The organism is Pseudotabrizicola algicola (genome assembly GCF_010915705.1).
GTDB classification, from domain to species: domain Bacteria; phylum Pseudomonadota; class Alphaproteobacteria; order Rhodobacterales; family Rhodobacteraceae; genus Pseudotabrizicola; species Pseudotabrizicola algicola.
The window spans coordinates 489221-512789 of record NZ_JAAIKE010000002.1; the positions used below are offsets into that span (position 1 = coordinate 489221).

The window sequence follows — 23569 nt, forward strand, 5'->3', positions numbered from 1 at the left end:
CCTCCTTTATGCGGTGGGGCCGGGGTGGCTGGCCAGAAACTCGTCAAGCTCGGCGCGGCTGGGCATCGCGGGGGCGCAGGCCACCCGCGCCACCACCATCGCCGCAGCGGCAGAGCCGCGCAGCACCGCATCCCGCACCGGATGGCCAAGGGAAAGCGCCGCCAGAAACGCCCCCAGAAAACTGTCGCCCGCGCCCGTCGGCTTCAGCGCGCGGGTCGGATAGATGCCGGTGGCAAACTCGCCTTCCGGAGTAAGGGTGATCGCCCCCTTCTCGCCCATCTTGTAGATCACAATCCGCGCGCCCTCGGCACTCAGGCTGCGGGCCTTCTCAAGCCCTTTGCCCGCGCTGCCCGCCATCACGTCAAATTCCAGATCATTGCCCACGATCACATCGGCCAGCGCGGCTGCCCGCGCGCAGGCGACCGAGGCCATCAGCGCCGAAGGCCATGAATAGGGGCGGTAATCAAGGTCCAGCACCACCGGCAGGCCTGCCGCCCGTGCCAGTTCGAAGGCGCGAAAACTGGCCGACCGCGACGGCTCGGCGGCCAGTCCGGTTCCTGTGGCGACAAGCGCGGAATGGGCGGCAAAATCCACCGCCTCGATATCGGCCATGTTCATCGCAAAATCCGCGGCATTGTTGCGATAGATCACCGACTGGCAATCCACCGCCCGCGTTTCCACCAGCGCAAGCGAGGTGCGCGCATCGCCGGATTGCACCTGCACATGCCGCCGGTCGATGCCGTAATCGTCAAGCTGGCGCAGGCAGAACCGCCCCACCGCATCATCCGAAACCCGCGTGACCAGCGCGGCGCGGCAGCCCTGACGCACCAGCGCCACAGCGATATTGGCCGCCGATCCGCCCAAGGCCGTTGTAAACCGGAGCGCCTCTTCGGCGCGGGTGCCGGGGGGGTCGGCGTACAGGTCCATCCCCGCCCGCCCCATCACCAGAAAGCTGCCCCCCGAAAGCCGCGCAAGATCGCCCATCACAGACCCCGCCGCTGCGCCGCGCGGCCAGCCTCCATCTGGGCGTGGCTTGCGCTGACAGTGGCCGAAGTCGACACCTCGGCCGTCCCGATCTCCCACCAGGCGTGGCCTTGCGCCGTCCAGCCGTCATAGGGATCGACCTGCATCACGATCACGCTGGTCCGGTCCGCCGCCTTGGCGCGGGCAAAGGCATCGGCCAGTTCGGCCGGGCTGGCCACGGTTTCCGCCAGCGCCCCCATCGCGCGGGCATGTGCCTCGAAATCCACCGCAAAGGGGGCCGGCACCGTCGGACAATCGGCGATCAGCGTGTTGAATCCGGGCTGTCCGGTGTTGTTCTGCAACTTGTTGATGACCGCAAAACCACCGTTATCCAGCACCAGCACAATCAGCTTCTTGCCCGTCAGCACCGAAGAATAGATGTCGGAGTTCATCAGAAGATAGCTGCCATCGCCGACGAACACGATCGTATCGCGCTCCGGCTCTGCCTCGGCCTGCGCGATCCGCGCGCCCCATCCGCCCGCAATTTCGTATCCCATGCAGGAAAAGCCGAATTCCACATCCACTGTGCCGATGCCCAGCGTGCGCCAGTTGGCGGTGATCTCGGCAGGCAGCCCCCCCGCGGCTGTCACGATCCGGTCACGCGGGTGGCACAGGCCGTTCACCACGCCAATCGCCTGCGCATATGAGTTCGGGCGGTTCCCCGGCGCGACATTGCCCGCCACATAGGCATCCCACGTCCGGCGCTCTGCCTGCGCCTTCTCCAGCCACGCGGCGGGGGCGCGAAAATCGCCAAGCGCCGCGCCCAGACTCTCCAGCCCCAGCCGCGCATCGCCCACCACCGCCAGCGACTGGTGCTTGGCCGCATCCTGCCGCCCGACGTTCAACCCGATCAGCCGCGCCTCCGGCGCAAACACCGACCATGATCCGGTGGTGAAATCCTGCAACCGCGTGCCGACCGCCAGCACCACATCCGCCGCGCCCGCGACCGCATTGGCGCTGTCCGATCCGGTCACACCCAAAGGCCCGATGTTCAGCGGATGGTCGGCCAACAGGTTGGCCCGCCCCGCGATGGTTTCCACCACAGGAATCCCGTGCGCCCCTGCAAAGGCGGTCAGCACCGCCGCCGCCCCCGAATACTGCACCCCGCCGCCCGCGATGATCAGCGGGCGCTGCGCCCCGCGCAGCAGGGCCGCAGCCTCGGCCACCTCCCGTGCATCGGGTGACTGGCGGCGAATCCGGTGCACCCGCCGCTCGAAGAACGCCGCCGGATAGTCATAGGCCCAGCCCTGCACATCCTGCGGCAGGCCGATGAAGGCAGGCCCGCAATCGGCGGGGTCCAGCATCGTCGCCAGCGCGGCGGGCAGCGATTGCATCACCTGCGCCGGATGGGTGATCCGGTCCCAGTAGCGGCTCACAGCCTTGAACGCGTCATTCAGCCCCAGCGCGGGATTGCCGAAATGCTCCAGTTGCTGGAGCACCGGATCGGGCAGGCGGGTCAGGAAGGTATCGCCGCACAGCATCAGTATCGGCAGGCGGTTGGCATGGGCCAGCGCGGCCGCGGTCAGCAGGTTCGCCGTCCCCGGACCGGCGCTGGCGGTGCAGAACATGAAGCGGCGGCGCAGGTGATATTTGGCATAGGCGGCCGCGGCAAAGCCCATGCTCTGCTCGTTCTGCCCGCGATACTGCGGCATTTCCTGATGCACGGCATACAGCGCCTCGCCAAGACAGGGCGCATTGCCGTGGCCGAAGATGCCAAAGCCGCCACCGCACACGCGCTGCTCGGTGCCACCCACCTCGATGTATTGCGCCATCAGCCAGTGCACGATGGCCTGCGCCACGGTCAGCCGGATGTTGCCTTGTGCTGTGCTCATGCCGCCCCCCTTTGCGCGCCCGCACGGGGCTTGCGCGCTGCGCCAAGGCAGGATACATATTTTGCAACCGGTTGCAATACCGGCTGCAAGCGGGGAGGCTTTCAGGTGCCGGACATCGGAATCGGGCTGGTGGGGGGCGGCTATATGGGCAAGGCGCATGCCGTCGCCCTCTCGGCGGTGGGCGCGGTGTTTGACACCCCCCTGCGCCCGCGGCTCGAGGTGATTGCCGCCAGCAGCGCCGAAAGCGCCGAACGCTATCGCCGCGCCTACGGCTTTGCCCGCGCCACGGGTGACTGGCGCGATCTGGTCGCAGACCCCAAGGTGCAGGCGGTGGTCATCGCCTCGCCGCAATCCACCCACCGCGCGATTGCAACCGCCGCCTTTGCCGCCGGAAAGCCCGTGTTCTGCGAAAAGCCGCTGGGCGCGTCGCTTGACGATGCGCAGGCGATGGTGGCGGCGGCTAGGGCATCCGGCCTGCCCAATATGATCGGCTTCAACTATGTGCGCACTCCGGCCACCCAGTTCGTGCGGCGCCTGCTGGCCGAAGGCACCATCGGCACCCCGATCTGGTTCCGCGCCGAACATACCGAAGATTTCCTCGCAGACCCCGCTTTGCCCGCCACATGGCGCACACGGGGCCGCGCCAATGGCTGCATGGGCGATCTGGCCCCGCATCCCGTCAACTGCCTCCTGGCGTTGATGGGCCCCGTGGCCGAGCTTTCGGCCCGCATCGAAACCGTCCACGCCACCCGCACCGGTCCGGACGGGCCGGAACCCGTGACGAATGACGACCAGGCCCAACTGATGCTGCGCTTTGCCTCCGGCGTGATGGGGCATCTTTTCGTCAGCCGCGTCGCGACGGGGCGCAAGATGGGCTACTCCTATGAAATCCACGGCACCAAGGGCGCGATCCGCTTTGATCAGGAAGACCAGAACGCGGTGCACCTCTACCGCGCCGAAGGGCCCGAGGCGACGCGCGGCTTTGCCCGCATCCTGACCGGCCCCGCGCATCCCGATTACGCCGCCTTCTGTCAGGGCCCCGGCCACGGCACCGGCTATCAGGACCAGATCATCATCGAGGCCCGCGATTTCCTGCACGCCATCCACAGCGGCCAGACCCTCTGGCCCAGCTTTGCCGACGGGCTTGCGGTCAGCCAGATCATCGAAACCGCCTTCGCCGCGTCCGAAACAGGGCGCTGGCATCCCGTTCCACAGGCATGAGGTTCCCATGACCATCCGTATCGGCAACGCACCCTGCTCTTGGGGCGTCGAGTTTGCAAACGATCCGCGCAATCCGCCGTGGCGGCAGGTGCTGGCCGATTGCGCGGATGCCGGCTATCGGGGCATCGAACTCGGCCCCATCGGCTACATGCCCGAAGACCCCGCGCTTCTGGGCGAAGCGCTGGCCGAACACGGCCTGACGCTGATCGGCGGGGTGGTCTTCCGCCCCTTCCACGACCCTGCCAGATGGGACGAGGTGCTTGATGCCGCCCACCGCACCTGCCGCGCTCTGGTGGCGCATGGCGCGCGTCATCTGGTGCTGATCGATTCCATCTCGCCCCGCCGCGCCCCCACCGCAGGCCGCGCGCAAGATGCCGAACAGATGGACAGTGCCGAATGGGCCGCCTTCCGCGACCGCATCGCCACCGTCGCCCGCCTCGGCAGCGAAGACTATGGCCTCACCGTCGGCATCCACGCCCATGCGGCGGGCTTCATCGACTTTGAACCGGAGCTGGAGCGTTTGCTGGACGAGGTAGACGAAAGCATCCTGAAAATCTGCTTCGACACCGGCCACCATTCCTACGCGGGCTATGATCCCGTGGCCTTCATGCGCCGCCACATCGACCGCATTTCCTACATGCACTTCAAAGACATAGACCCCGTGGTCAAGGCCCGCGCCATCGCCGCCAGCACCGGTTTCTATGACGCCTGCGGGCAGGGCATCTTCTGCAACCTCGGGCAGGGCGACGTAGACTTTCCCGCCGTCCGGCAGATCCTTCTCGACGCCGGCTTCTCGGGCTGGTGCACCGTCGAACAGGACTGCGACCCGACGCTGGATGTCAGCCCGGCGGATGACGCGCGCAAGAACCGCGACCACCTTTCCTCCATCGGTTTCTGAGGGCATCATGGCAAAACTCAACTGGGGCATGATCGGCGGCGGCGAGGGAAGCCAGATCGGCCCGGCCCACCGCTTGGGCGCTTTGGCCGACGGGCATTTCACCTTGGCCGCAGGCGCGCTGGACCACCGCGCCGACGTGGGGCGCGCCTATGGCCAGCGCCTCGGCATCGCGCCCGACCGCGCCTATGGCGACTGGCAAGAGATGCTGGCGGGCGAACGCAATCGCCCCGACCGCTGCGATCTGGTCACGGTCGCCACCCCCAATGCCACGCATTTCGAGATCACCAAGGCGTTTCTCGAGGCGGGCTTCCACGTGCTGTGCGAAAAGCCGATGACTGTCACGGTCGAAGAGGGCGAAGAGATCGTCCGCATCGCCGCCCGCACCGGCCGGATTTGCGCGGTCAACTACTGTTATTCCGCCTACCCGATGGTGCGTCAGGCCCGCGCGATGGTGCGGGCGGGCGACATAGGCCGCGTGCGCCTTGTTGTCACCAGCTTCAGCCACGGCCACCACGGCGACGCCACCGACGCCGACAACCCGCGCGTCCGCTGGCGCTATGATCCGGCCACGGCGGGCGTGTCGGGACAGTTCGCCGATTGCGGCATCCATGCGCTGCACATGGCCAGCTTCATCTGCGATGACGAGGTGGAACGCCTCTCTGCCGATTTCGCCTCCACCATCCCCTCGCGCCAGCTCGAGGATGACGCGATGGTCAACTTCCGCATGACACGCGGCACCGTCGGGCGGCTCTGGACCTCATCCGTCGCCATCGGACGGCAACACGGGTTCGATATTCAGGTGTTCGGCGAAACCGGCGGCTTCCGCTGGGCCTCGGAACAGCCCAACCAGCTTGTCTATACCCCGGTCGGCGGGCGCACCCAGATCATCGAGAAGGGCGAGTCGGGGCTATATGACGATGCCAGACGGCTCAGCCGCGTGGCCATCGCCCATCCCGAAGGCTTTCCGCTCGCGGTCGCCAACATCTATTGCGACCTTGCCGATGCCATCCGTGGCACCCCGCGCGATGGCCTGCCCAGCGCCGAAGCGGGCCTGCGCTCGATGGCGGCCGTCCATGCCGCCGTGGCCTCGGCCCGCGCCCAAGGCGCGTGGCTCGACGCCCGCCCCCCGATGCTGCGCTGACTCTCCCTAGCGCAGGGTGCCGCGTTCGATCACGCGACACGGAAACAGCCGCACCTCGGGCGTTCGTCCGGGGTCGGCGATCGTATCGACCACCAGCGTGATCGCGGCCTCGATGATCTGCGCCACCGGCTGATGGATTGTGGTCAGCCCGATGTTCTGCCAGCGCGACATTTCCATGTCGTTCAGCCCGATCAGCCCGATATCGCCCGGCACCGACAGGCCCGCATCCTCGATCGCGCTCAGCGCGCCCACCGCCAGCAGATCGTCACCGCAGAAATAGGCCTCGGCCTGCCCCGCCGCCAACAGGCGCTGCATCTCGGCGCGGCCCGCATCGAAGGTGTAGTCGCTCGCAAAACTGGCGCTGCTCGTCACGCCCGGATGTCCTGCAACGGCAGCCAGAAACCCGGCCATGCGGTCTTGCGTCGATGTCGCACTTTGCGGCCCGCCCAGAAACGCCACACGCCGATAGCCGCGCGCCAGCAACGCCTCGGCGGCCATGCGCCCGCAGGCCACGTTGTCGATGCCCACCACCGACACATCCGGCGCCGCCGAAGGCCGCCCGAAACTGTGAACCACCGGCAGCCCCGCGCTCTTGAAGGCCTCCGCAAAGCTCGCGGGCAGCGTGGAGGAGGCCACGATCACCCCGTCCACCGAATATTGCCGCAACATCCGGACCGAGGCCGCAGGGTCCGAAGCGCCGCTCAGATTCACCAGCAAGGGCCGCAGCCCGCGATCCTGCAAGCCGCGCGTGAACAGGTCGAACACTTCCAGAATCAGCGGGTTGTGAAAGTTGTTGGCGATCAGCCCGATCAACTTGGTGCGCCCTGTCGTCAGGCTCGACGCCAGCGCATTGGGCGCATAGCCCAACTCTGCCGCCGCCTTCTCGACCTTGGCGCGGGTCTTGGCAGAAACCGACGCCCCTTCGGTAAAGGTCCGCGATACCGCCGAGCGCGATACGCCAGCGCGCATCGCCACCTCTTTCAGCGTCACCGCCATCGCGCCCTGTCCCTCCGCTCGCTCTTGCCCCGACTATACCGGCGACGGGCGCAATGGAAACCATTGCTTGCCCGCCCGGCCTTGGCGCCGCCGCCGGCAACGGTCCCGTCATGAAAGGGTGACCTGCCCGACATGCCCCCGTCATCCCCGGTTGTTAGCCAACCCCCCGGCCCCCGCCACGGGCCGCACCCGAGGAATCACATCTTTATTTCGAAGAATCAACATGTTCCATACCGCAACCCCGCACTGGCCCCGCGCAGGCACTTGATGTCGCATCCACAGCCCGATCGCGCGAAATCTGCGCAAGGTTGAAGGCTGCGATGATTTTTCTTGCGTTTTTTACATTTGTGCTAGTGTCGGATTGGGTTTGCACACCTGCGCAATGACAACCGAAACGCCATGCACCGTGCATGACGCCACAAGGAGACGGACCATATGACACACCGCCTTGCCCTACTGGGGGCCACCGCCCTTTCCCTGCTGCCATTCGGCGCTTTTGCGCAGCCCAAGGAATTGGTGCTTTACTGTTCGGTCAACGAAGAATGGTGCCGCGCGCAATCCGAAGCCTTCATGCGCGAAACCGGCATCAATGTGCTGATGACCCGCAAATCCTCGGGCGAGACCTACGCCCAGATCAAGGCCGAGGAAGGCCAGCCGCGCGGCGATGTCTGGTGGGGCGGCACGGGCGATCCGCACCTTCAGGCCGCGCAGGAAGACCTGACCGAAGCCTACGAATCGCCCGTCCTTGCCGAATTGCAGCCTTGGGCGCGCGCACAGGCCGAAACCTCGGGCTTCAAGACGGTGGGTGTCTACGCCGGCGCGCTGGGTTTTGGCTATAACTCCACGATGGTCACCGAGAACCCGCCCGCCTGCTGGGCCGATCTGCTCGACGAACGCTATGCCGATGATATTCAGGTCGCGAACCCGAACTCGTCGGGCACCGCCTATACCATGCTGGCCACGATGGTGCAGCTGATGGGCGAGGATGAGGCCTTTGCCTATCTGGCCAAGCTCCATGCCAACATCAACCAGTATACCAAATCCGGCTCGGCCCCGATCCGCGCCGCCGCCACCGGCGAAAGCGCCATCGGCATCGTGTTCATGCATGACGCCGTGGCCGAAACCGTCTCCGGCGCGCCCATCGTCACCGTCGCGCCCTGCGAGGGCACCGGCTATGAGGTGGGGTCGATGTCGCTCATCAAGGGCGGCCCCAACCCCGAGGCCGCAAAAATCTGGTATGATTGGGCCTTGTCTCCCGCCGCGCAGGAAATCGGCGCCACCGCGAAAAGCTATCAGGTGCCGTCCAACTCTTCGGCAGCAACCCCGCCCGAGGCTCCGAAACTGGCCGACATCAAGCTGATCGACTACGACTTCGCCAAATACGGCTCGTCCGAAACCCGCGCGGCGCTTCTGGCGCGCTGGGATGCCGAAATCGGCGCGCTGCCCAAGTGATGCAGGCGCTGCAAGGCCGGATCGGCCTGTTTTGGTCCGGCCTCCTGATGGCCGCAGTTCTGGCCCTGCCCTGGTATAAGGGCGGGGCCACCCTTGCCTCGGCCCTGTCCGAAGGCGTGGCGGGGCGCGTCTGGCTCCTGCCTCTGGTGGGGGCGGCGCTGGCGCTGGCCCTGCTGTCCGTCGCCACGCGCGACTGGCGGGTGCATCCCGCAGGGGCCGCGCTGGTGGGGGCGGGCCTTGGCTGGCTCCTGCTTCAGGGCTTCGGCATCGGCCTGCGCGGCCCCGTGCTGCCCGGCCTTGGCCTTCTGTTCCCTACGGCGCAAAGCGGCCAACCCGGTTTTGGCTGGGGCGCATGGGTCGCAGGCATCGCGCTCATCGGTGCGCTGGCCGAGGTGCTGGCCGCGCGCGGCTTTTGCCGGGGCGAGCGTTTTGCCGCCTTTTCCATCATCGGCATCGTGGCGGCGCTGTCGCTCTTCGTGTTCTTCCCGATCCTGAAACTGATGTCCGCCGCCTTTGTCGGCCCCGATGGCACGCTGGCGCTGGCCCCTTTCCTGAACCGGATCACCGCGTCCGACCTGTGGTCGGTCGGCTGCCTTACCGGCGCGGGCCGCTGCGGCGTGGTCATCAACAGCCTTGTGCTGGGCATCCTGTCGGCGGCACTGGCCACCGCGCTGGGCCTTGCGCTTGCGCTTCTGGTCGCGCGCACCGATTTCCGCATGAAGCGCCTGCTGCGCGCCATTTCCATCCTGCCGATCATCACCCCGCCCTTCGTGGTCGGCGTCGCCATCATCGTCCTGTTCGGCCGCACCGGCATCGTCACGGTGGAAGTCGCCGAGTGGTTCGGCATCCGCCCCACCCGCTGGATCTACGGCCTGCCCGGCATCCTGCTGGCACAGGTGCTGGCCTTCGCGCCCGTCACCTTTCTCGTGCTGCTTTCCGCGCTCGAGGCGATCAACCCCACGCTGGAAGAGGCATCGACAACGCTGGGCGCAAAGCCCGTCACCACCTTCCGCACCGTCACATGGCCGCTGCTCCGGCCCGCACTGGCGGCGGCCTTCCTGCTCGCCTTCATCGAAAGCCTTGCCGATTTCGGCAATCCCATCGTGCTGGGCGGCAGCTATGACGTGCTGTCGACCAAGATCTTCTTCGCGGTCGTCGGCGCGCAATATGATCTGGGGCAGGCCGCCACGCTGTCGGTGCTGCTGCTCACGCTGACCGTCGCCGCCTTCTGGGTGCAGACGCGCTGGCTGGGCCGCGCCAGCTATGTCACCGTCACCGGCAAATCCGATGCCGGTCTGGTCGCCCCCGTCCCCCCGCTGATCAAATGGGCGGCGGTGGCGGCGGTGGTGCCTTTCGTGGTCTTTACCGTCGGCATCTACGCGATCGTCCTGATCGGCGGCTTCGTCAAGGACATCGGCCGCATGGAAATGGCCCCCACCTTCGGCCATCTGTGGACAGCGTTTTCCTTCGAGATCAACGCCAACGGCCTGCAACTCTTCGGCTCGGCCTGGAACAGCATGATCACCACGCTCTGGGTCTCGGCCCTCTCGGCCCCGCTGACGATGGCGGTCGGCATCCTGACCGCATGGCTGATCGCGCGGCAGGATTTCACCGGCAAGCGCGCCTTCGAATTCGGCACGCTCCTGTCCTTCGCCATCCCCGGCACCGTGGTCGGCGTCAGCTACATCGCCGCCTTCAACGTGCCGCCCATCGACATCACCGGAACGATGGCGATTCTCGTCATCTGCTTCGTGTTCCGCAACCTGCCCGTCGGCATGCGCGCGGGCATCGCGGCCCTCGCGCAGATCGACCGCAGCATGGAAGAAGCCAGCCAGACGATGGGCGCGGGCGGCGGGCGCGTGCTGCGCGATGTGGTGCTGCCGCTGATCCGCCCCGCGATCTTCACCGCGCTGGTCTATTCCTTCGTCACCGCCATGACAGCGGTTTCGGCGGTGATCTTTCTGGTCTCGGCGCGGCACAACATGGCCACCGCCTATATCATGGGCCGGGTCGAGAATGGCGAATACGCGCTCGCCATCGCCTATTCGACGGTGCTGATGCTGGTGATGGTGGCCTGTGTGGCGGCGATGAACTGGGCGGTCGGCAAACGGCGGCTCGGGCGGCGCACCGGCGTCACAGGCACGGCACAACCGGCGGAATGAGGAACGCATGACACAGACAGCCATCGAATTCCGCAGCGTGGTCAAACGCTATGGCGACGCCACCGCCGTGGCGGGCATCGACCTTGCCATCGGCAAGGGGGAACTCGTGACCTTCCTCGGCCCCTCGGGCTGCGGCAAGACCACCTCGCTCCGCCTGATCGCGGGGCTGGAACTGCCGACCGAAGGGCAGGTGTTCATCGCCGGGCGCGACGTCAGCCGCGATCCGGCCTCGGCCCGCAACGTCGGCATGGTGTTCCAGTCCTACGCGCTGTTCCCGCATATCTCGGTCTTGGAAAACGTGGCCTACGGCCCCGTCATCCGTGGCACCCCCAAGGCCGAGGCGCAGGCCCGCGCCCGCGAGATCCTCGAACAGGTCGGGCTGGCCGGGCTGGAATCGCGCCTGCCCGCCGAACTCTCGGGCGGCCAGCAACAGCGCGTCGCGGTGGCCCGCGCCATCGTGCAGCAACCCGATGTGATCCTGTTCGACGAACCCCTGTCCAACGTCGATGCCAAACTGCGCCGCAAGGTGCGCGAGGAAATCCGCAGCCTGCAACGCCGCTTCGGCCTCACCGCCGTCTATGTGACGCACGATCAGGAAGAAGCCCTCGCCGTATCCGACCGCATCGTGGTGATGGACAAGGGCCGCATCGCACAGGTCGGCACCCCGACCGACCTTTACGAACACCCCGCCAACCCCTTCATCGCCGACTTCATCGGGGATGCAAACCTGATCCGCGGCACCGTGGCCCAAGGCCGCTTCACCGCCCCCGGCATGGCCCTGCCCGTTTCCGGCCCCGATGGTCCCGCCACCCTGTCGATCCGCCCCGAGCGCATCACGCTCACACCCGGCGGCCCCGACCGCGTGGTCAGCGCGACCTATCTGGGCAGCCGCATGGAATACACGGTGGCCGCACAGGTCGGCGAGATGCTCGTCTCGCGCCCGATCTTCGAGCCGCGCCTGAAAGCGGGGCAGGACGTCTCGCTGCACATCACCGATACCGACGTCTCGCGCGTCGCCTGAAGGACCATCATGACAGACCCGATCCAACTCCGCTTCGACCTCGCCCGCCAGCTTGCCACCTCGGGCGGGGCGCTGGCCCTGTCGCATTTCCAGAACCGTGACCGGCTGGTGATCGAGGCCAAGGCCAACCCGCATGATATCGTCAGCCGCGCCGACCGCGAGGTGGAAGACCTCATCCGCGCAGGCATCGCCGCCTCCTTCCCGCAAGACGCCATCCTTGGCGAAGAGGGCGGCGCGCAGACGGGCGATAGCGGCTTTCTCTGGGTGATCGACCCGATCGACGGCACCTCGCCCTTCCTTGCAGGCCTGCCGCATTGGTGCGTCATCATCGCGCTGGTGCAGGGCAGCGAAACCGTCGCCGCCGTCACCGCGCACCCGCTGTCGGGCGAGGTGTTCACCGCGATCAAGGGGCGGGGCGCATGGCTCAACGACGCGCCCATGCGCTGCGATCCGGCGCACCGGATCACCAACAGCCTCGTCGCCATCGGGGCCAGCCACCGCACCGATGCCGCCCATGTCGGCGGCGTCATCACGGGGCTGATGCAGGCGGGCGGCATCTTCTACCGCAACGGCTCGGGCGGGCTGATGCTCGCCTCGGTCGCGGCGGGGCGTTTGGGCGGCTATTACGAACCGCACATGAACCCGTGGGATTGCCTCGCAGGCGGGTTGATGATTGTCGAGGCGGGCGGGCGCATCCTGCCCATGCCCACTGATCCCGCAGGCGGCGTCGCGCTCGGCACCGCGCCGGGGGTCTGGGATGACCTGTCGGCCGTGGTGGCCAAGGCCCCGCCCGACCCGCAGGCCCGACGCGCCTAGGCGCGGATGCGCGCGCCCTCGGGGTCATAGGGCGGGCGCAGCATCAGCGTGGCAGGCACCATTTCCCCCGCGATCACCAGCGCATAGCGCCCCGCGCCCAGCCAGTCCGCAGTCACACCCCCCGCATGGCGCACATAGCCGTAACCAAGGCTTTGCCCGACCGTATATCCATAGCCGCCCGAGGTCAGATAACCCACGGCCTCCCCGTCGCGCAGAATGGTTTCCCGCCCGACCAGCACCGCCTCCGGGTCATCCACCGCAAAGCCCACCAACTGCTTGGCCGGCACCTGCCCCGCCACCGCCTCCAGCGCGGCGCGGCCCAGAAACGGCGCATTGCCCTTCATCTTCACCGCCCAGCCCAGTCCGGCCTCGAACGGCGTGTCATTGGGGGTGATGTCCGACGCCCAGGCCCGATAGCCCTTTTCCAGCCGCAGCGATTCCAGCGCCCGATACCCTACCGGGCGCAAATCGGGGTCTGCCGCCATCAGCGCGTCAAACACCGCGCCCAGTTGCGGCAGCGGCACATGCAACTCCCACCCGAGTTCGCCCACATAGGTCACCCGCAGCGCCCTCACCTGCGCGCCCGCAATGTCGATCACGCGCACATGGCCAAAGGGAAAAGCCGCGTTGCCCACATCCGCCGCCGTCACCCGCGCCAGAATGTCCCGCGCGCGCGGCCCCATCAGCGACAGCGTGCCCCATGCCTCCGTCACATCGCGGAACTCGACGCCCTCCCCCGGCAAATGGTCCGCGATCCAGCCGAAATCATGCGTGCGGAATCCGGTGCCGGTGACGATGTAGAACAGATCCCCGGACAGCCGCGCCACCGTCAGATCGGCCTCGATCCCCCCGCGCGTGTTCAGCAGTTGCGTATAGGTCAGCCTCCCCACATCGCGCGCGACACGGTTGGCGCAGATCCACTCCAGCGCCTCTGCCGCCCTGGGGCCGGACAGTTCGAACTTGGCAAAGCTCGACTGGTCGAACACCCCGGCATGGGCGCGCACATGCGCGTGCTCTGCACCCACCGCGCCGAACCAGTTCTGCCGCCCCATCGCGTAAACGTCGCGCGGCGGCACTCCTTCCGGCGCAAACCAGTTCGGCCGCTCCCACCCCAGTTTCGACCCGAACACCGCCCCCCGCGCCTTCAGCCGGTCATAGAGCGGCGACACCAGCAACGGCCGCCCGCTTTCATATTCCTCGTGCGGAAAGGCGATGGTGTAATGCTTGCCATAGGCTTCCAGCGTCCGCGTCGCCACCCAGTCGCGGTCGCGGTGCATTGCCGAAAACCGCCGTATGTCCACCGCCCAGAGGTCCAGCGGAGCCTCGCCGCGCATCACCCATTCGGCCAGAACCCAGCCCGCCCCGCCGCCCGAGGCGATGCCAAAGGCATTGAACCCCGCCCCCACGAACATGTTGGAACACTCCGGCGCGGGGCCAAGGATGAAGTTGCCGTCGGGGGTGAAACTCTCGGCCCCGTTGATCATCTGCTTGACGCCGGTCTGCTCCAGCGCCGGAACCCGTGCGATGGCCTGCTCCAGATGCTGGCCGAAATGGTCATAATCATCGTCGAACAGCCGGAATTCCCAGTTCGGCGGAATATTCCCCGTAACCCAGCCTTGCGGGTTCGGCTCATATCCCCCCATCACCAGCCCGCCGACCTCTTCCTTGAAATAGGTGCGCCGGTCCGGGTCGCGCAGGGTGGGCGCGTCGGGTGACAGGCCCGCAATCGCCTCGGTGATGATATACTGGTGCTTCACCGGATGCAGCGGCACCGTCACGCCCGCCATCGCCCCCACCTGCCGCGCCCACATGCCGCCGCAGTTCACCACCGTGTCGCAGGCGATCACCCCCTGATCGGTCTGCACATGGGTGATGCGCCGCCCGTCCATCACGAACCCCGTCACCGTCACGCCCTCGACAATCCGCGCGCCATGCATCCGCGCGCCCTTGGCAAGGCTCTGGGTGATGTCCGACGGGCTGGCCTGCCCGTCCGTCGGCAGCCAGCTTGCGCCGATCAGGTCCGATGTCTCCATCAGCGGCCACATGCGCCGGACTTCCTCGGGCGAGACCAGATGCATCTCCATCCCGAAACTGCCCGCCGTGGTCGCCAGCCGCTTGTATTCGGTCCAGCGGTCCGGCGTGGTGGCCAGCCGCAGGCAACCCGTCATCTTCCAGCCGGTATCCAGCCCCGTCTCTGCCGCCAGCCCTTTGTAAAGCTCCACCGAATACTTCAGCACCTTGGTGATGCTGGCCGAAGACCGCAACTGCCCCACCAGCCCCGCCGCATGCCATGTGCTGCCGCTGGTGATCTTGCCCTGCTCCAGCAGCAGCACATCGGCCTTGTGGTCGCGCGCCAGATGATAGGCGGTCGAACAGCCGATGATGCCGCCCCCGATGACGATGATCTGGGCATGGGTGGGAAGGGTCATGTCAAAGCGTTCCGTGTGTTTGGGAATAGCGGGAAAGGCTTTCCGCCAGTTTGTCGAAGTTTTCTGCCGCATAGGCGCGGTAATCGGCCCCCGGCGCGGCGAGGTGAAGGTCAGACACCGCCGCCCACAACGCCTCGCGCAGCAGGCTCGCGCATTGCATCGCATCAAAGGCGCGCAGGAACGCGGCATCGGGCGCATGGCCCAGATAGGCCCGCAACAGCGCCTGCCGTTCCCCTGCGGTCATTCCGGCATTAGACGCCACGCCCGCCAGATCGAACATCGCCGTGCCGAAACCCGCATATTCGTAATCGATCAGCCACAGCCGCTGCCCGTCGTCCAGAATATTGGCGGGCAGCAGGTCATGATGGCCAAAGACGATCGGCATCGGCACCTGCACCGCCTCCAGCCGCGCCGAAAGCGCCAGCCAGCGCGGCAGATCGGGCGCAAAAGGGCTGCCCCCCGCCGCGATGGTCCGCGCATAATCGCGGATCACATGAAAGGGCCAGAAGATATGGGCCGTGCCGGAAACATGCTCGGCCATCCCGTCATGGAACCGCCGCAGCAGCGCGCCGGTCCGCTCGGGGGCCGCGCGCACATCGGCTGCCGTCCATGTGCGCGACGGAACATAGGCCACCACGCTGACCCCCTCGGCCGCATATTCCACCGCAGGGCCAAACCCCGCCGCATGGGCCGCCCGCGCGGTTGCCACCTCGCGCGCGCGGTCCACATGGTGAAAGGGGAAATCGCGGCCAAAGCGCGCCACATGCCGCCCCGCCGCATCGGTCACCAGCCAGCTTTCGTTGGAAAGCCCGCCCTCCAGCGGCACCGCCTCCGGCACGCCGCGCCAGCAGGGCAGCGCCATGATCTGCGCCGGCGCGCTCATGCCGTCGCCTCCAGCCCCAGCCGCGCCCGCGCGCGGCGGGCATAGGCATGCAGCAACCGGTCCGCGATGATGGCAATGAAGGCGATGCCCAGCCCCGCCACCAAGCCATTGCCCGGATTGGCCTTTGTCAGCGCGATATAGACATCCTGCCCCAGATCGCGGGTGCCGACCAGCGCGGTGATCACCAGCATCGACAGCGCGAACATGATCGTCTGGTTCAGGCCCAGCAATATCTCGGGCAGCGCCAGCCGCAGGCGGATGCGGGTCAGTATCTGCCACGGCGTGCAGCCCATCGCCCGCCCCGCCTCGATCAGACGCGGGTCCACCGATTGCAGGCCCAGAACCGTGTAACGGATCGCGGGCACCACCGCATAGGCGACCACCGCAATCATCGCGGTGAAATCCCCCACACGGAACAGCATCACGATGGGCATCAGGTAGACAAAGCTCGGCAGCGTCTGCGCCGTGTCGATCACCACCCGCGTCACCGCCCACACCCGCTCCCGTGTCGCCACAACGATGCCGACAGGCACCCCGATGGCCATGGCGATCAGGGTCGAGATGCCGCACAGGTACACCGTGACCATCGCCTTTTCCCATTGCCCCGTCGCGGCGATCAGGAAAGACAGCCCCGCCGTCAGCAGCGCCAGCCGCCAGCCGCCCAGACGCCAGCCCGCCACCCCCAGCAGCGCCACCACCGCCAGCCACGGCAGGCCCAGAAGGAACCGCTTCACCGGCACCAGAAGCCAGACCAGAAAAAAGGTCTTCACCGCCTCCAGCGTGTCAAAGAAGGTCAGGTTGATCCATTGCACCGCCGCCGCCCAGAACGCGCTCGTGGAAAGCCGCGCCGCCTCGGGATAGGTCTGCACCGCCGGAAAGATCAGCCCCAGCGCAAAGCCCGCCCCGATCATCGCCAGACCCGCCACCAGATACGGATGCTGCCAGCCGATGTCGTTTGCCGTGCCGCGCTGCGCCACCGCCTGACTGAGCCGGTCAAGCGCGATGGCCAGCGCCACGATCGCCAGCCCCGCCTCCAGCCCTGCGCCGAAATCCAGCCGGCGCAGCGCGCTCAGCACGTCAAAGCCAAGGCCCCCCGCCCCGATCATCGACGCGATGATGACCATGTTCAGCGACAGCATGATCACCTGATTGACCCCGACCATCAGCGGCGCGCGGGCCGAGGGGACCAGCACCCGCCACAACCGCTGCCGCCCCGTGCAGCCCACCATCCGCGCCAGATCATGCGCCTCCTCCGGCACCCGCGACAGCGCCAGCGTGGTGATCCGCGTCATCGGCGGGGTGGCATAGATCAGCGTCGCAATCACCGCCGCCGTGGGGCCGAAACCGAACAGGATCAGCACCGGCACCAGATAGGCAAAGACCGGCATCGTCTGCATCAGGTCCAGCAGCGGTCGCAAGCCACGCTCGAACCACGCGAACCGCCATGCCAGAATCCCCAAGGCCAGCCCGAAGACCACCCCCAGCGGCACCGCCACCAGCACCGAGGCCAGCGTGACCATCGCGCTCTGCCATTGGCCGAACACGGCAATGAACCCAAAGCACACCACCATCAGCGCCGCCAAGCGCAGTCCGCCCGCCCAATGGCCCAGCAGCGCCATCACCCCGATCACCGCCATCCATGACAGCGGCGGCACATGCTGCACCGTCACCCCGCCCGACTGTTGCTGCACCCCCGTCGCCAGCAGCGCCAGCACCATCCGGTAGGGCGCATCCACCACCGCCGCCACCCCGCGGGTGATGTCGGAAAAGGCCACGGGCCCAAGGCTCGCCTCCTTGACCAGCCAGTTGATCGCGCCGCCGATCCAGGCCGCCGCCGGAATCTGCCATGCCTTGGGGTAATCGAAGGCCAGCGGCAGCGCCGCCCGCCCCCACAGCCACAGTGCCAGCGACAGGGCCAGCGACAGCCACCACAGCCACCGCCCGTCAAACGGGCGCGGGGCAGACAGCAGCAGCGCGCTCATGCCTCGCCCCCCAGCAGCAGGCGGATCACATCCTCGCGCCGCACGGTGCCGATGGCCTGACCATCCCGCGAAACCCCCACCCGCTCGGCCCCCGACAGGAAAGACCGCCCCGCCTCGGCCACCGTGGCGCGGGCGGGCAGGCAGGGCATGTCCGCAGGCACCGGCCCCGGCGTCATCAAGGACGCCAGCCGCACCACCTTGGCGCGCGGCACCGCCCGCGTGAACTCGCGCACGTAGTCGGTGGCCGGGCTCAGCACCAGATCTTCCGGCGTGCCGATCTGCACCACCGCGCCATCCTTCATGATGGCAATACGGTCGGCCAGCCGGATCGCCTCGTCAAAGTCATGCGTGATGAACACGATCGTCTTGTGCAGCCGCGATTGCAGTCGCATGAACTCGTCCTGCAACTCGCGCCGGATCAGCGGGTCCAGCGCAGAAAACGGCTCGTCCAGAAACCAAAGCTCCGGCTCGGCCGCCAAAGACCGCGCGATGCCCACCCGCTGCTGCTGCCCGCCCGACAACTGCCGTGGGTAAGATGCCTCCCGCCCCGTCAGCCCGACAAGGGTGATCATCTCCAGCGCCCGCGCCTCGCGCGCGGCCTGCGCCATGCCCTGCACCTCCAGCGGAAAGGCGACATTGTCCAGCACCGTCATATGCGGCAGCAAGGCAAAATGCTGAAACACCATGCCCATCCTGTGCCGCCGGATCTGCGTCATCTCGGCCTCGGATGCCGCCAGCAGATTCTGCCCGTTGAACAGGATTTCCCCCGCCGTCGGCTCGATCAGCCGCGACAGGCAGCGCACCAGCGTCGACTTGCCCGACCCCGACAGCCCCATGATGACGAAAATCTCGCCGCGCCGCACGCTCAGGTTCACCGCCCGCACCGCAGGCACCAGCCCCATCGCCACCAGCCGCGCGGCATCCTCGCCCGCCGCCTGCATCTGCTCGGCGGCGCGCGCGCCGAACACCTTCCAGACATTGCGGCACACAAGCGTATCGGGCGCGGCGTCCATCGCGGCTTACTTTGCGATCCACGCGCTCCACGTCGGCTCATTGGCGGCGATCCACTCGGCCACCACGGCCTCCACCGTCTTGCCGTTCAGGTCCACCTCGGTAATCATCGCGCCCATCGCGTCATTGTCGATGCTGAAGGCCGAAATCGCCTTGTGCGCGCCGGGCCATTTGTCCTTCAGCCCCGTCCAGCCGACCTTCCAGATATCGCCAAAGGGCTTGCCGCAATCATAGGCGGCATCGGGGTTCCCGCCCCATGCCGGATCGGTATAGCACTCCGCCGTATAGGTCGGGAACTCCACCCATTCCCCCTCATACTTGGCGGGCGCCCAATGCGGCGCATAGATCCACAGCAGAACGGGGGCCTGCCGCTGATAGGCCGATTCCAGCTCGGCAAACAGTGCGGCATCGGTTCCGGCGTGGATCACCTCGAACGGCAGGTCCAGCGCCTCGATCCGTTCCTCGTCAAAGCCGCCCCATGTCACCGGCCCGCCCAGATAGCGCCCCTTCGGCGCGGTTTCCGGCGTGGAAAACGCCTCGGCGCAGGCAGGCTCCTTCAGCGCCTCCCAGTTCGGCAGGCCGGGGCATTTTTCCTTCATATAGGCAGGATACCACCATTCCTCTTTCGCCTGCATCCCCGTGGGGCCAAGCACCTCCACCCCGCCGGTCGCCACGGCGGCATCCATCGCCTCGCGCCCGGTGGTTTCCCAGATTTCCATTGCGACATGCAGATCGCCCGTCTCCAGCCCTGCAAACTGCGCCAGATAATCGGCCTGCACATATTCCACATTATAGTCGCCCTTGCGCAGCACCTCTCCCATCAGCTGCGTGGTAATCAGCTGCCCCGTCCAGTCATGCAGCGTCAGCTTGATCGGGTCGGTCGAATCCTGTGCCATCGCGGTGCTGGCGCAAAGAACGGCGGCGAGGGTAACTGTCAGGCGCATCGGTTTCTCCCTGGTCTGGAACGGGGCCGCACATGGCGCAGCCTGTGTGTCGGGGTCCGGGCGCTTGGGGCGTGACAGCGGCCTGCGCCTTCTGGTCATCGCCTATTTAGCGGGCCTCTCCCCGTCCCCTGTCAACGAAAAATTGGGAGATATGTGGTTTTGCTGACCGTTTGTTTGTCTTTCACTGAATAAACGGGCAAACTATGCGCAAAACCCAAACGCCCTACAGGACGCCGCCCCATGCTCACCCCCCGCCACGGCGCGATTCTCAAACTGCTGGAAGACAAGGGCGCGCTGTCGGTGACGGCGCTGGCCGAAACGCTGGACGTCTCTACCGAAACCCTGCGGCGCGATGTGCGTGCGCTGGCCGATGCCGGGGCGGTGGTGCGCGTGCATGGCGCGGTGGGACTGGCGGGCCAGATGGGCGAGGCCCCGTTCCACCGCCGGATGCGCGAAAACGCGGGGCCAAAGCAGGCCATCGCCCGCGCCCTCGCCGCCCAGATTGCCGATGGCGACTCGCTCATGCTCGACACCGGCACCACCACCAGCTTTGTCGCGCGCGAACTCCTGAACCATCGCCGGCTGACCGTGGTCACCAATTCGTCAGACATCGCCCGCACGCTGGCCACGGTGAACGGTAACCGCGTCTTCATGGCGGGGGGCGAATTGCGCGGCGATTCCGGCGCATCGCTCGGGGCCTCGGCGCTCGGCTTCATCCGCAGCTTTGCCGTGCAGCACGCCATCATCTCTGCCGGAGCGGTCGATGCCAGCGGCGTGATGGATTACGATCTGCAAGAGGCGGAATTCGCCCGCGCCGTGCTGGCCTGCGGCGCGCGGCGCGTGGTGGTGACCGATGCCACCAAGTTCGGGCGGCGCGGCTTCATCCGTGTGTCGGGCTTCGAGGCGCTGGACATGATCCTGACCGATGCCGCCCCGCCCGCCGATGTGGCGGCGGCGCTGTCACAGGCGGGAACGCACGTGCAGCTAGCGGCGGCGCAGCACAACGGCCAGTGACGGTATCGTGCCGGGCTCTCCGGGCATCGAGACATAGGGCGCGGTCGTCTCCATCACCTCGACCCCGGCCATCCCGTGCAGCGCCTCGGCGAACCCGCCGTCCCACAGCGTCATCTTCACCGTCAGCACCAGCGGCCCGCCGCCTTGCGTGATCCGCACCAGCTCGGGCAGCGCCTCGGCCCCCACATGGCCCGTGGTGAACACGCCCGTGGAAATCACGGCGGCAAAGGCCCCGTCTGCAAAGGGCAGCGGCCCGCCCAGCGCCAGTTGATGCAGCCGCGCATAGCGCCCCTTGGCCCGCGCCACCGCCAGCATCCCCGCCGAAAGGTCCAACCCCTCGACCGGCGCAAAACCCAGGATCCCCAGCCAGTCGCCCAAGAGCCCCGTGCCGCAGCCCGCATCCAGCACCGGTCCGGTGCCGCGCGGCGCATGGCGGGCCAGCAGCGCGCAACCGATCGACGGGTGCCGATACCCCGCCGCCGCCATCTCGGCATCATAGCTCGCGGCCCATGCGTCATAGGCCGCCGCCACCTGCTCGGGGGCCTGCGCCTCGTAAACCTTGCCCAAATGACCGTCATGCTGGCCGTGCTGCGGATCGGTGCTCATGCTGGACTCCCCTGCGACTTGGCGGCTAGCTTGGGCCACAGCGCAGGCCAAGGCAACGGGGCAGCACCATGCAAGACGATATCGCGGCCATCATCGCAGATATTCCGGCGCTTGCCGGATGGCAGGGCAAGGCCGAGCGCCTCGGCGGGCTGACGAACCGCGTCTACCGGCTGGGCGATGCCATCCTGCGCGTGCCGGGCGAAGGCACCGCCGATTACATCGACCGCGCTGCCGAGGCCGTGGCCGCCGAGGCCGCAGCCAAGGCCGGCGTCAGCCCTACCGTGCTCTACAACAGCCCCGCCAAAGGTATCATGGTCACCCGTTACATCGACGGCACCACCACCATGACGCCGCAGGCCTTCCGCAGCCGCCCCGGCGCGCCCGCCCGCGCCGCCCACGCCTTGCGCCAACTGCACCACTCGGGCCAGACCTTCCCCACCCGCTTCGAGCTTTTCGCCATGATCGACGACTACCTGCGCCTGCTGTCGGGCAAGGATGTCACCCTGCCACAAGGCTATCACGCCGTGGTGGCAGAGGCGGGGGCGGTGCGCAGCGCCCTCGCCCGCAACCCCGCGCCCCTCGTCCCCTGCCATTGCGATCCCCTGTGCGAGAACTTCCTCGATACCGGCACCCGCATGTGGATCGTCGATTGGGAATATGCCGGCATGAATGATCCGATGTGGGATCTGGGCGATCTTTCGGTCGAGGCAGAGTTTGACGCGGCGCAAGATACCGAACTCCTCGCCGCCTATTTCAACGGCCCCGCCCCGCCGCAAGATGCCGCGCGCATGGTGATCTACAAGGCGATGTGTGATCTGTTGTGGACGCTCTGGGGCCTGATCCAGCTTGCCAACGGCAACCCTGCCGATGACTTTCAGGCCTATGCCGACACCCGCTTTGCCCGCTGCCGCGCGCTGATGGCGACGCCCGATTTCGCCCGCCATCTGGCCACCCTGCAAGCATCATGACCCCCACCGAACTCTGGCTCTCCCGCCTCGTCGCCCACCCCACCGTCAGCGCCGACAGCAACCTGCCCCTGATCGCCGAAGTCGAACAGGCGCTGACCGCCCTCGGCGCCGATTGCACCCGCTTTCCCGACCCCACCGGCCAGAAAGCCGCCCTGCTCGCCCGCCTCGGCCCCGATGCCCCCGGCGGCTTGATGCTGTCGGGCCATGTCGATGTGGTCCCCGCCGCAGGGCAGGACTGGACGGTGCCGCCCTTCCAGATGACCCGCCAAGGCACCCGCCTCTACGGGCGCGGCACCACCGACATGAAGGGCTTTGTCGCCGCCATGCTGGCGCTGGCCCAGCGCGCGCCCAAGCTCACCCGCCCGCTCTGGCTTGCCATTTCCTACGACGAGGAAGTCGGCTGCGTCGGCGTCCGCCCCATGCTCGCCGCGATTGCCGCGCGCAACATCCGCCCCGATCTGGTGGTCGTGGGCGAACCCACCGCCATGCAGCTTGGCCTTGGCCACAAGGGCAAGCTGGCCTTCACCGTCACTGCCACCGGCACCGCCCGCCATTCCTCCGAGGCCCCTCTGGCGCTCAACGCCCTGCATCTGGCCGCCGATTTCATGGCCGGCGTGCGCGCCCTTCAGGATGACATCGCGCGCAGCGGCCCCGCCGAGGACGGCTACTCCATCCCCCACGCCACCCTGCATGTCGGGCGGCTGACCGGCGGCACCGTCGTCAACCTCGTGCCGGACAAGGCCGAACTGCTGATGGAAGCGCGCCTGCTGGCCAGCGACGACGCCGCCGCCCTCACCCTGCGCCTGCACGATCTGGCCGCCGAGATCGTGGCCCCGCACCGCGCCGCCCATCCCTCGGCCAGCCTCACCCTCACCGAAACCGGCAGCTACCCCGGCCTCTCCACGCCCGCTTCCCCCGCCGTCAGCGCCTTCGCCGCCTGCCTGCCCGCCGGCACCAGCGCTTTCAAACTCAGCTACGGCACCGAAGGCGGCCTTTTCGCGCAAAGCCTTGGCGTCCCCGTCGTCATCTGCGGCCCCGGCGACATGGCGCAAGGCCACCGCCCCGACGAATACATCGAAACCAGCCAGCTCGCCGCCTGCGACGCGGCCCTTGATGCCGCGCTCCGGCGGTTTTGCTTGACCAGCGGCAGTGATTAGCCCCAGCCTAAGC

Annotated in this window: 19 protein-coding genes; 10 read left to right on the top strand and 9 right to left on the bottom strand. The window is 67.5% G+C overall.

The features are described 5' to 3' along the window. Nucleotides 1–6: 6 nt before the first annotated feature. The gene (iolC, locus tag G3572_RS08900; RefSeq protein WP_164610898.1) at nt 7–984 is read right to left on the bottom strand and encodes a 5-dehydro-2-deoxygluconokinase; all 978 of its coding nucleotides are present in this window, start codon (nt 982–984) and stop codon (nt 7–9) included. Further along, nucleotides 984–2855, bottom strand: a complete 1872-nt coding sequence (gene iolD, locus G3572_RS08905) for a 3D-(3,5/4)-trihydroxycyclohexane-1,2-dione acylhydrolase (decyclizing) (RefSeq protein WP_164610900.1) — start codon at nt 2853–2855, stop codon at nt 984–986. The genes iolC and iolD overlap by 1 nt, the downstream gene beginning before the upstream one ends. Before the next feature lie 105 nt (nt 2856–2960). Here iolD and G3572_RS08910 point away from each other — a divergent pair, with 105 nt between their 5' ends. The 3 genes from G3572_RS08910 to G3572_RS08920 are packed head-to-tail and all read left to right on the top strand — an operon-like array spanning nt 2961 to nt 6115. After that, nucleotides 2961–4076 (top strand): Gfo/Idh/MocA family protein, encoded by a 1116-nt coding sequence (locus G3572_RS08910; RefSeq protein WP_164610902.1) that lies wholly within the window; start codon nt 2961–2963, stop codon nt 4074–4076. A gap of 7 nt (nt 4077–4083) precedes the next feature. Further along, a complete protein-coding gene (locus tag G3572_RS08915) occupies nt 4084–4974 on the top strand; it encodes a sugar phosphate isomerase/epimerase family protein (RefSeq protein WP_164610904.1) in 891 nt (296 codons plus the stop codon). Between the two features lie 7 nt (nt 4975–4981). Continuing rightward, nucleotides 4982–6115, top strand: a complete 1134-nt coding sequence (locus G3572_RS08920; RefSeq protein ID WP_164610906.1) for a Gfo/Idh/MocA family protein — start codon at nt 4982–4984, stop codon at nt 6113–6115. A gap of 6 nt (nt 6116–6121) precedes the next feature. Here G3572_RS08920 and G3572_RS08925 read toward each other — a convergent pair whose 3' ends face one another. Beyond that, nucleotides 6122–7111, bottom strand: a complete 990-nt coding sequence (locus G3572_RS08925; protein ID WP_164610908.1) for a LacI family DNA-binding transcriptional regulator — start codon at nt 7109–7111, stop codon at nt 6122–6124. 435 nt (nt 7112–7546) lie between these two features. Here G3572_RS08925 and G3572_RS08930 point away from each other — a divergent pair, with 435 nt between their 5' ends. The 4 genes from G3572_RS08930 to G3572_RS08945 are packed head-to-tail and all read left to right on the top strand — an operon-like array spanning nt 7547 to nt 12562. Continuing rightward, a complete protein-coding gene (locus tag G3572_RS08930; RefSeq protein WP_164610910.1) occupies nt 7547–8563 on the top strand; it encodes an ABC transporter substrate-binding protein in 1017 nt (338 codons plus the stop codon). After that, nucleotides 8563–10725, top strand: a complete 2163-nt coding sequence (locus tag G3572_RS08935; RefSeq protein ID WP_205518649.1) for an ABC transporter permease — start codon at nt 8563–8565, stop codon at nt 10723–10725. Before G3572_RS08930 ends, G3572_RS08935 begins: the two co-directional genes overlap by 1 nt. 7 nt (nt 10726–10732) lie before the next feature. Further along, on the top strand, nt 10733–11746 hold the full coding sequence (locus G3572_RS08940; RefSeq protein WP_164610913.1) for an ABC transporter ATP-binding protein: 1014 nt from the start codon (nt 10733–10735) through the stop codon (nt 11744–11746). A 9-nt stretch (nt 11747–11755) separates the two neighbouring features. Next, on the top strand, nt 11756–12562 hold the full coding sequence (locus G3572_RS08945) for an inositol monophosphatase family protein (RefSeq protein WP_164610915.1): 807 nt from the start codon (nt 11756–11758) through the stop codon (nt 12560–12562). On the opposite strand, the gene G3572_RS08950 is transcribed toward G3572_RS08945, so the two are convergent. Genes G3572_RS08950 through G3572_RS08970 form a run of 5 tightly spaced genes read right to left on the bottom strand, consistent with a single transcriptional unit; the run spans nt 12559 to nt 19811 of the window. Next, nucleotides 12559–14991 (bottom strand): GcvT family protein, encoded by a 2433-nt coding sequence (locus tag G3572_RS08950; RefSeq protein WP_164610917.1) that lies wholly within the window; start codon nt 14989–14991, stop codon nt 12559–12561. The two genes, G3572_RS08945 and G3572_RS08950, sit on opposite strands and share 4 nt — an antisense overlap. A gap of 1 nt (nt 14992) precedes the next feature. Beyond that, nucleotides 14993–15874 (bottom strand): phosphotransferase, encoded by an 882-nt coding sequence (locus G3572_RS08955; protein WP_164610919.1) that lies wholly within the window; start codon nt 15872–15874, stop codon nt 14993–14995. Next, nucleotides 15871–17856 (bottom strand): ABC transporter permease, encoded by a 1986-nt coding sequence (locus tag G3572_RS08960; RefSeq protein ID WP_164610921.1) that lies wholly within the window; start codon nt 17854–17856, stop codon nt 15871–15873. The genes G3572_RS08955 and G3572_RS08960 overlap by 4 nt, the downstream gene beginning before the upstream one ends. Then, complete coding sequence (locus G3572_RS08965; RefSeq protein WP_164610923.1) at nt 17853–18869, bottom strand: quaternary amine ABC transporter ATP-binding protein; 1017 nt, start codon at nt 18867–18869, stop codon at nt 17853–17855. Before G3572_RS08965 ends, G3572_RS08960 begins: the two co-directional genes overlap by 4 nt. A gap of 6 nt (nt 18870–18875) precedes the next feature. Beyond that, nucleotides 18876–19811: an ABC transporter substrate-binding protein gene (locus G3572_RS08970; RefSeq protein ID WP_164610925.1), complete on the bottom strand. Its 936-nt coding sequence runs from the start codon at nt 19809–19811 to the stop codon at nt 18876–18878. Nucleotides 19812–20051: 240 nt separating this feature from the next. Here G3572_RS08970 and G3572_RS08975 point away from each other — a divergent pair, with 240 nt between their 5' ends. Further along, nucleotides 20052–20825 carry a DeoR/GlpR family DNA-binding transcription regulator gene (locus G3572_RS08975; RefSeq protein ID WP_164610927.1) on the top strand — a complete coding sequence of 258 codons (774 nt, stop codon included), beginning with the start codon at nt 20052–20054 and terminating at the stop codon, nt 20823–20825. Here G3572_RS08975 and G3572_RS08980 read toward each other — a convergent pair. Further along, nucleotides 20796–21431, bottom strand: coding sequence for a class I SAM-dependent DNA methyltransferase (locus G3572_RS08980; RefSeq protein WP_164610929.1), 636 nt, complete (start codon nt 21429–21431; stop codon nt 20796–20798). The two genes, G3572_RS08975 and G3572_RS08980, sit on opposite strands and share 30 nt — an antisense overlap. A 68-nt stretch (nt 21432–21499) precedes the next feature. Between G3572_RS08980 and G3572_RS08985 the strand changes: the two genes are divergently transcribed. Beyond that, nucleotides 21500–22399: a phosphotransferase family protein gene (locus tag G3572_RS08985; protein ID WP_164610931.1), complete on the top strand. Its 900-nt coding sequence runs from the start codon at nt 21500–21502 to the stop codon at nt 22397–22399. Continuing rightward, nucleotides 22396–23556 (top strand): acetylornithine deacetylase, encoded by a 1161-nt coding sequence (gene argE / locus G3572_RS08990; RefSeq protein ID WP_164610933.1) that lies wholly within the window; start codon nt 22396–22398, stop codon nt 23554–23556. The genes G3572_RS08985 and argE overlap by 4 nt, the downstream gene beginning before the upstream one ends. Nucleotides 23557–23569 lie beyond the last annotated feature (13 nt).

What these genes read in the sequence shown, in the direction of transcription:
- iolC (WP_164610898.1), bottom strand. Translation starts at nt 984, where the DNA reads ATGGGCGATCTTGCGCGGCTTTCGGGGGGCAGCTTTCTGGTGATGGGG.
- iolD (WP_164610900.1), bottom strand. Translation starts at nt 2,855, where the DNA reads ATGAGCACAGCACAAGGCAACATCCGGCTGACCGTGGCGCAGGCCATC.
- G3572_RS08915 (WP_164610904.1), top strand. Translation starts at nt 4,084, where the DNA reads ATGACCATCCGTATCGGCAACGCACCCTGCTCTTGGGGCGTCGAGTTT.
- G3572_RS08920 (WP_164610906.1), top strand. Translation starts at nt 4,982, where the DNA reads ATGGCAAAACTCAACTGGGGCATGATCGGCGGCGGCGAGGGAAGCCAG.
- G3572_RS08925 (WP_164610908.1), bottom strand. Translation starts at nt 7,111, where the DNA reads ATGGCGGTGACGCTGAAAGAGGTGGCGATGCGCGCTGGCGTATCGCGC.
- G3572_RS08930 (WP_164610910.1), top strand. Translation starts at nt 7,547, where the DNA reads ATGACACACCGCCTTGCCCTACTGGGGGCCACCGCCCTTTCCCTGCTG.
- G3572_RS08935 (WP_205518649.1), top strand. Translation starts at nt 8,563, where the DNA reads ATGCAGGCGCTGCAAGGCCGGATCGGCCTGTTTTGGTCCGGCCTCCTG.
- G3572_RS08940 (WP_164610913.1), top strand. Translation starts at nt 10,733, where the DNA reads ATGACACAGACAGCCATCGAATTCCGCAGCGTGGTCAAACGCTATGGC.
- G3572_RS08945 (WP_164610915.1), top strand. Translation starts at nt 11,756, where the DNA reads ATGACAGACCCGATCCAACTCCGCTTCGACCTCGCCCGCCAGCTTGCC.
- G3572_RS08950 (WP_164610917.1), bottom strand. Translation starts at nt 14,991, where the DNA reads ATGACCCTTCCCACCCATGCCCAGATCATCGTCATCGGGGGCGGCATC.
- G3572_RS08955 (WP_164610919.1), bottom strand. Translation starts at nt 15,874, where the DNA reads ATGAGCGCGCCGGCGCAGATCATGGCGCTGCCCTGCTGGCGCGGCGTG.
- G3572_RS08960 (WP_164610921.1), bottom strand. Translation starts at nt 17,856, where the DNA reads ATGAGCGCGCTGCTGCTGTCTGCCCCGCGCCCGTTTGACGGGCGGTGG.
- G3572_RS08965 (WP_164610923.1), bottom strand. Translation starts at nt 18,869, where the DNA reads ATGGACGCCGCGCCCGATACGCTTGTGTGCCGCAATGTCTGGAAGGTG.
- G3572_RS08970 (WP_164610925.1), bottom strand. Translation starts at nt 19,811, where the DNA reads ATGCGCCTGACAGTTACCCTCGCCGCCGTTCTTTGCGCCAGCACCGCG.
- G3572_RS08975 (WP_164610927.1), top strand. Translation starts at nt 20,052, where the DNA reads ATGCTCACCCCCCGCCACGGCGCGATTCTCAAACTGCTGGAAGACAAG.
- G3572_RS08980 (WP_164610929.1), bottom strand. Translation starts at nt 21,431, where the DNA reads ATGAGCACCGATCCGCAGCACGGCCAGCATGACGGTCATTTGGGCAAG.
- G3572_RS08985 (WP_164610931.1), top strand. Translation starts at nt 21,500, where the DNA reads ATGCAAGACGATATCGCGGCCATCATCGCAGATATTCCGGCGCTTGCC.
- argE (WP_164610933.1), top strand. Translation starts at nt 22,396, where the DNA reads ATGACCCCCACCGAACTCTGGCTCTCCCGCCTCGTCGCCCACCCCACC.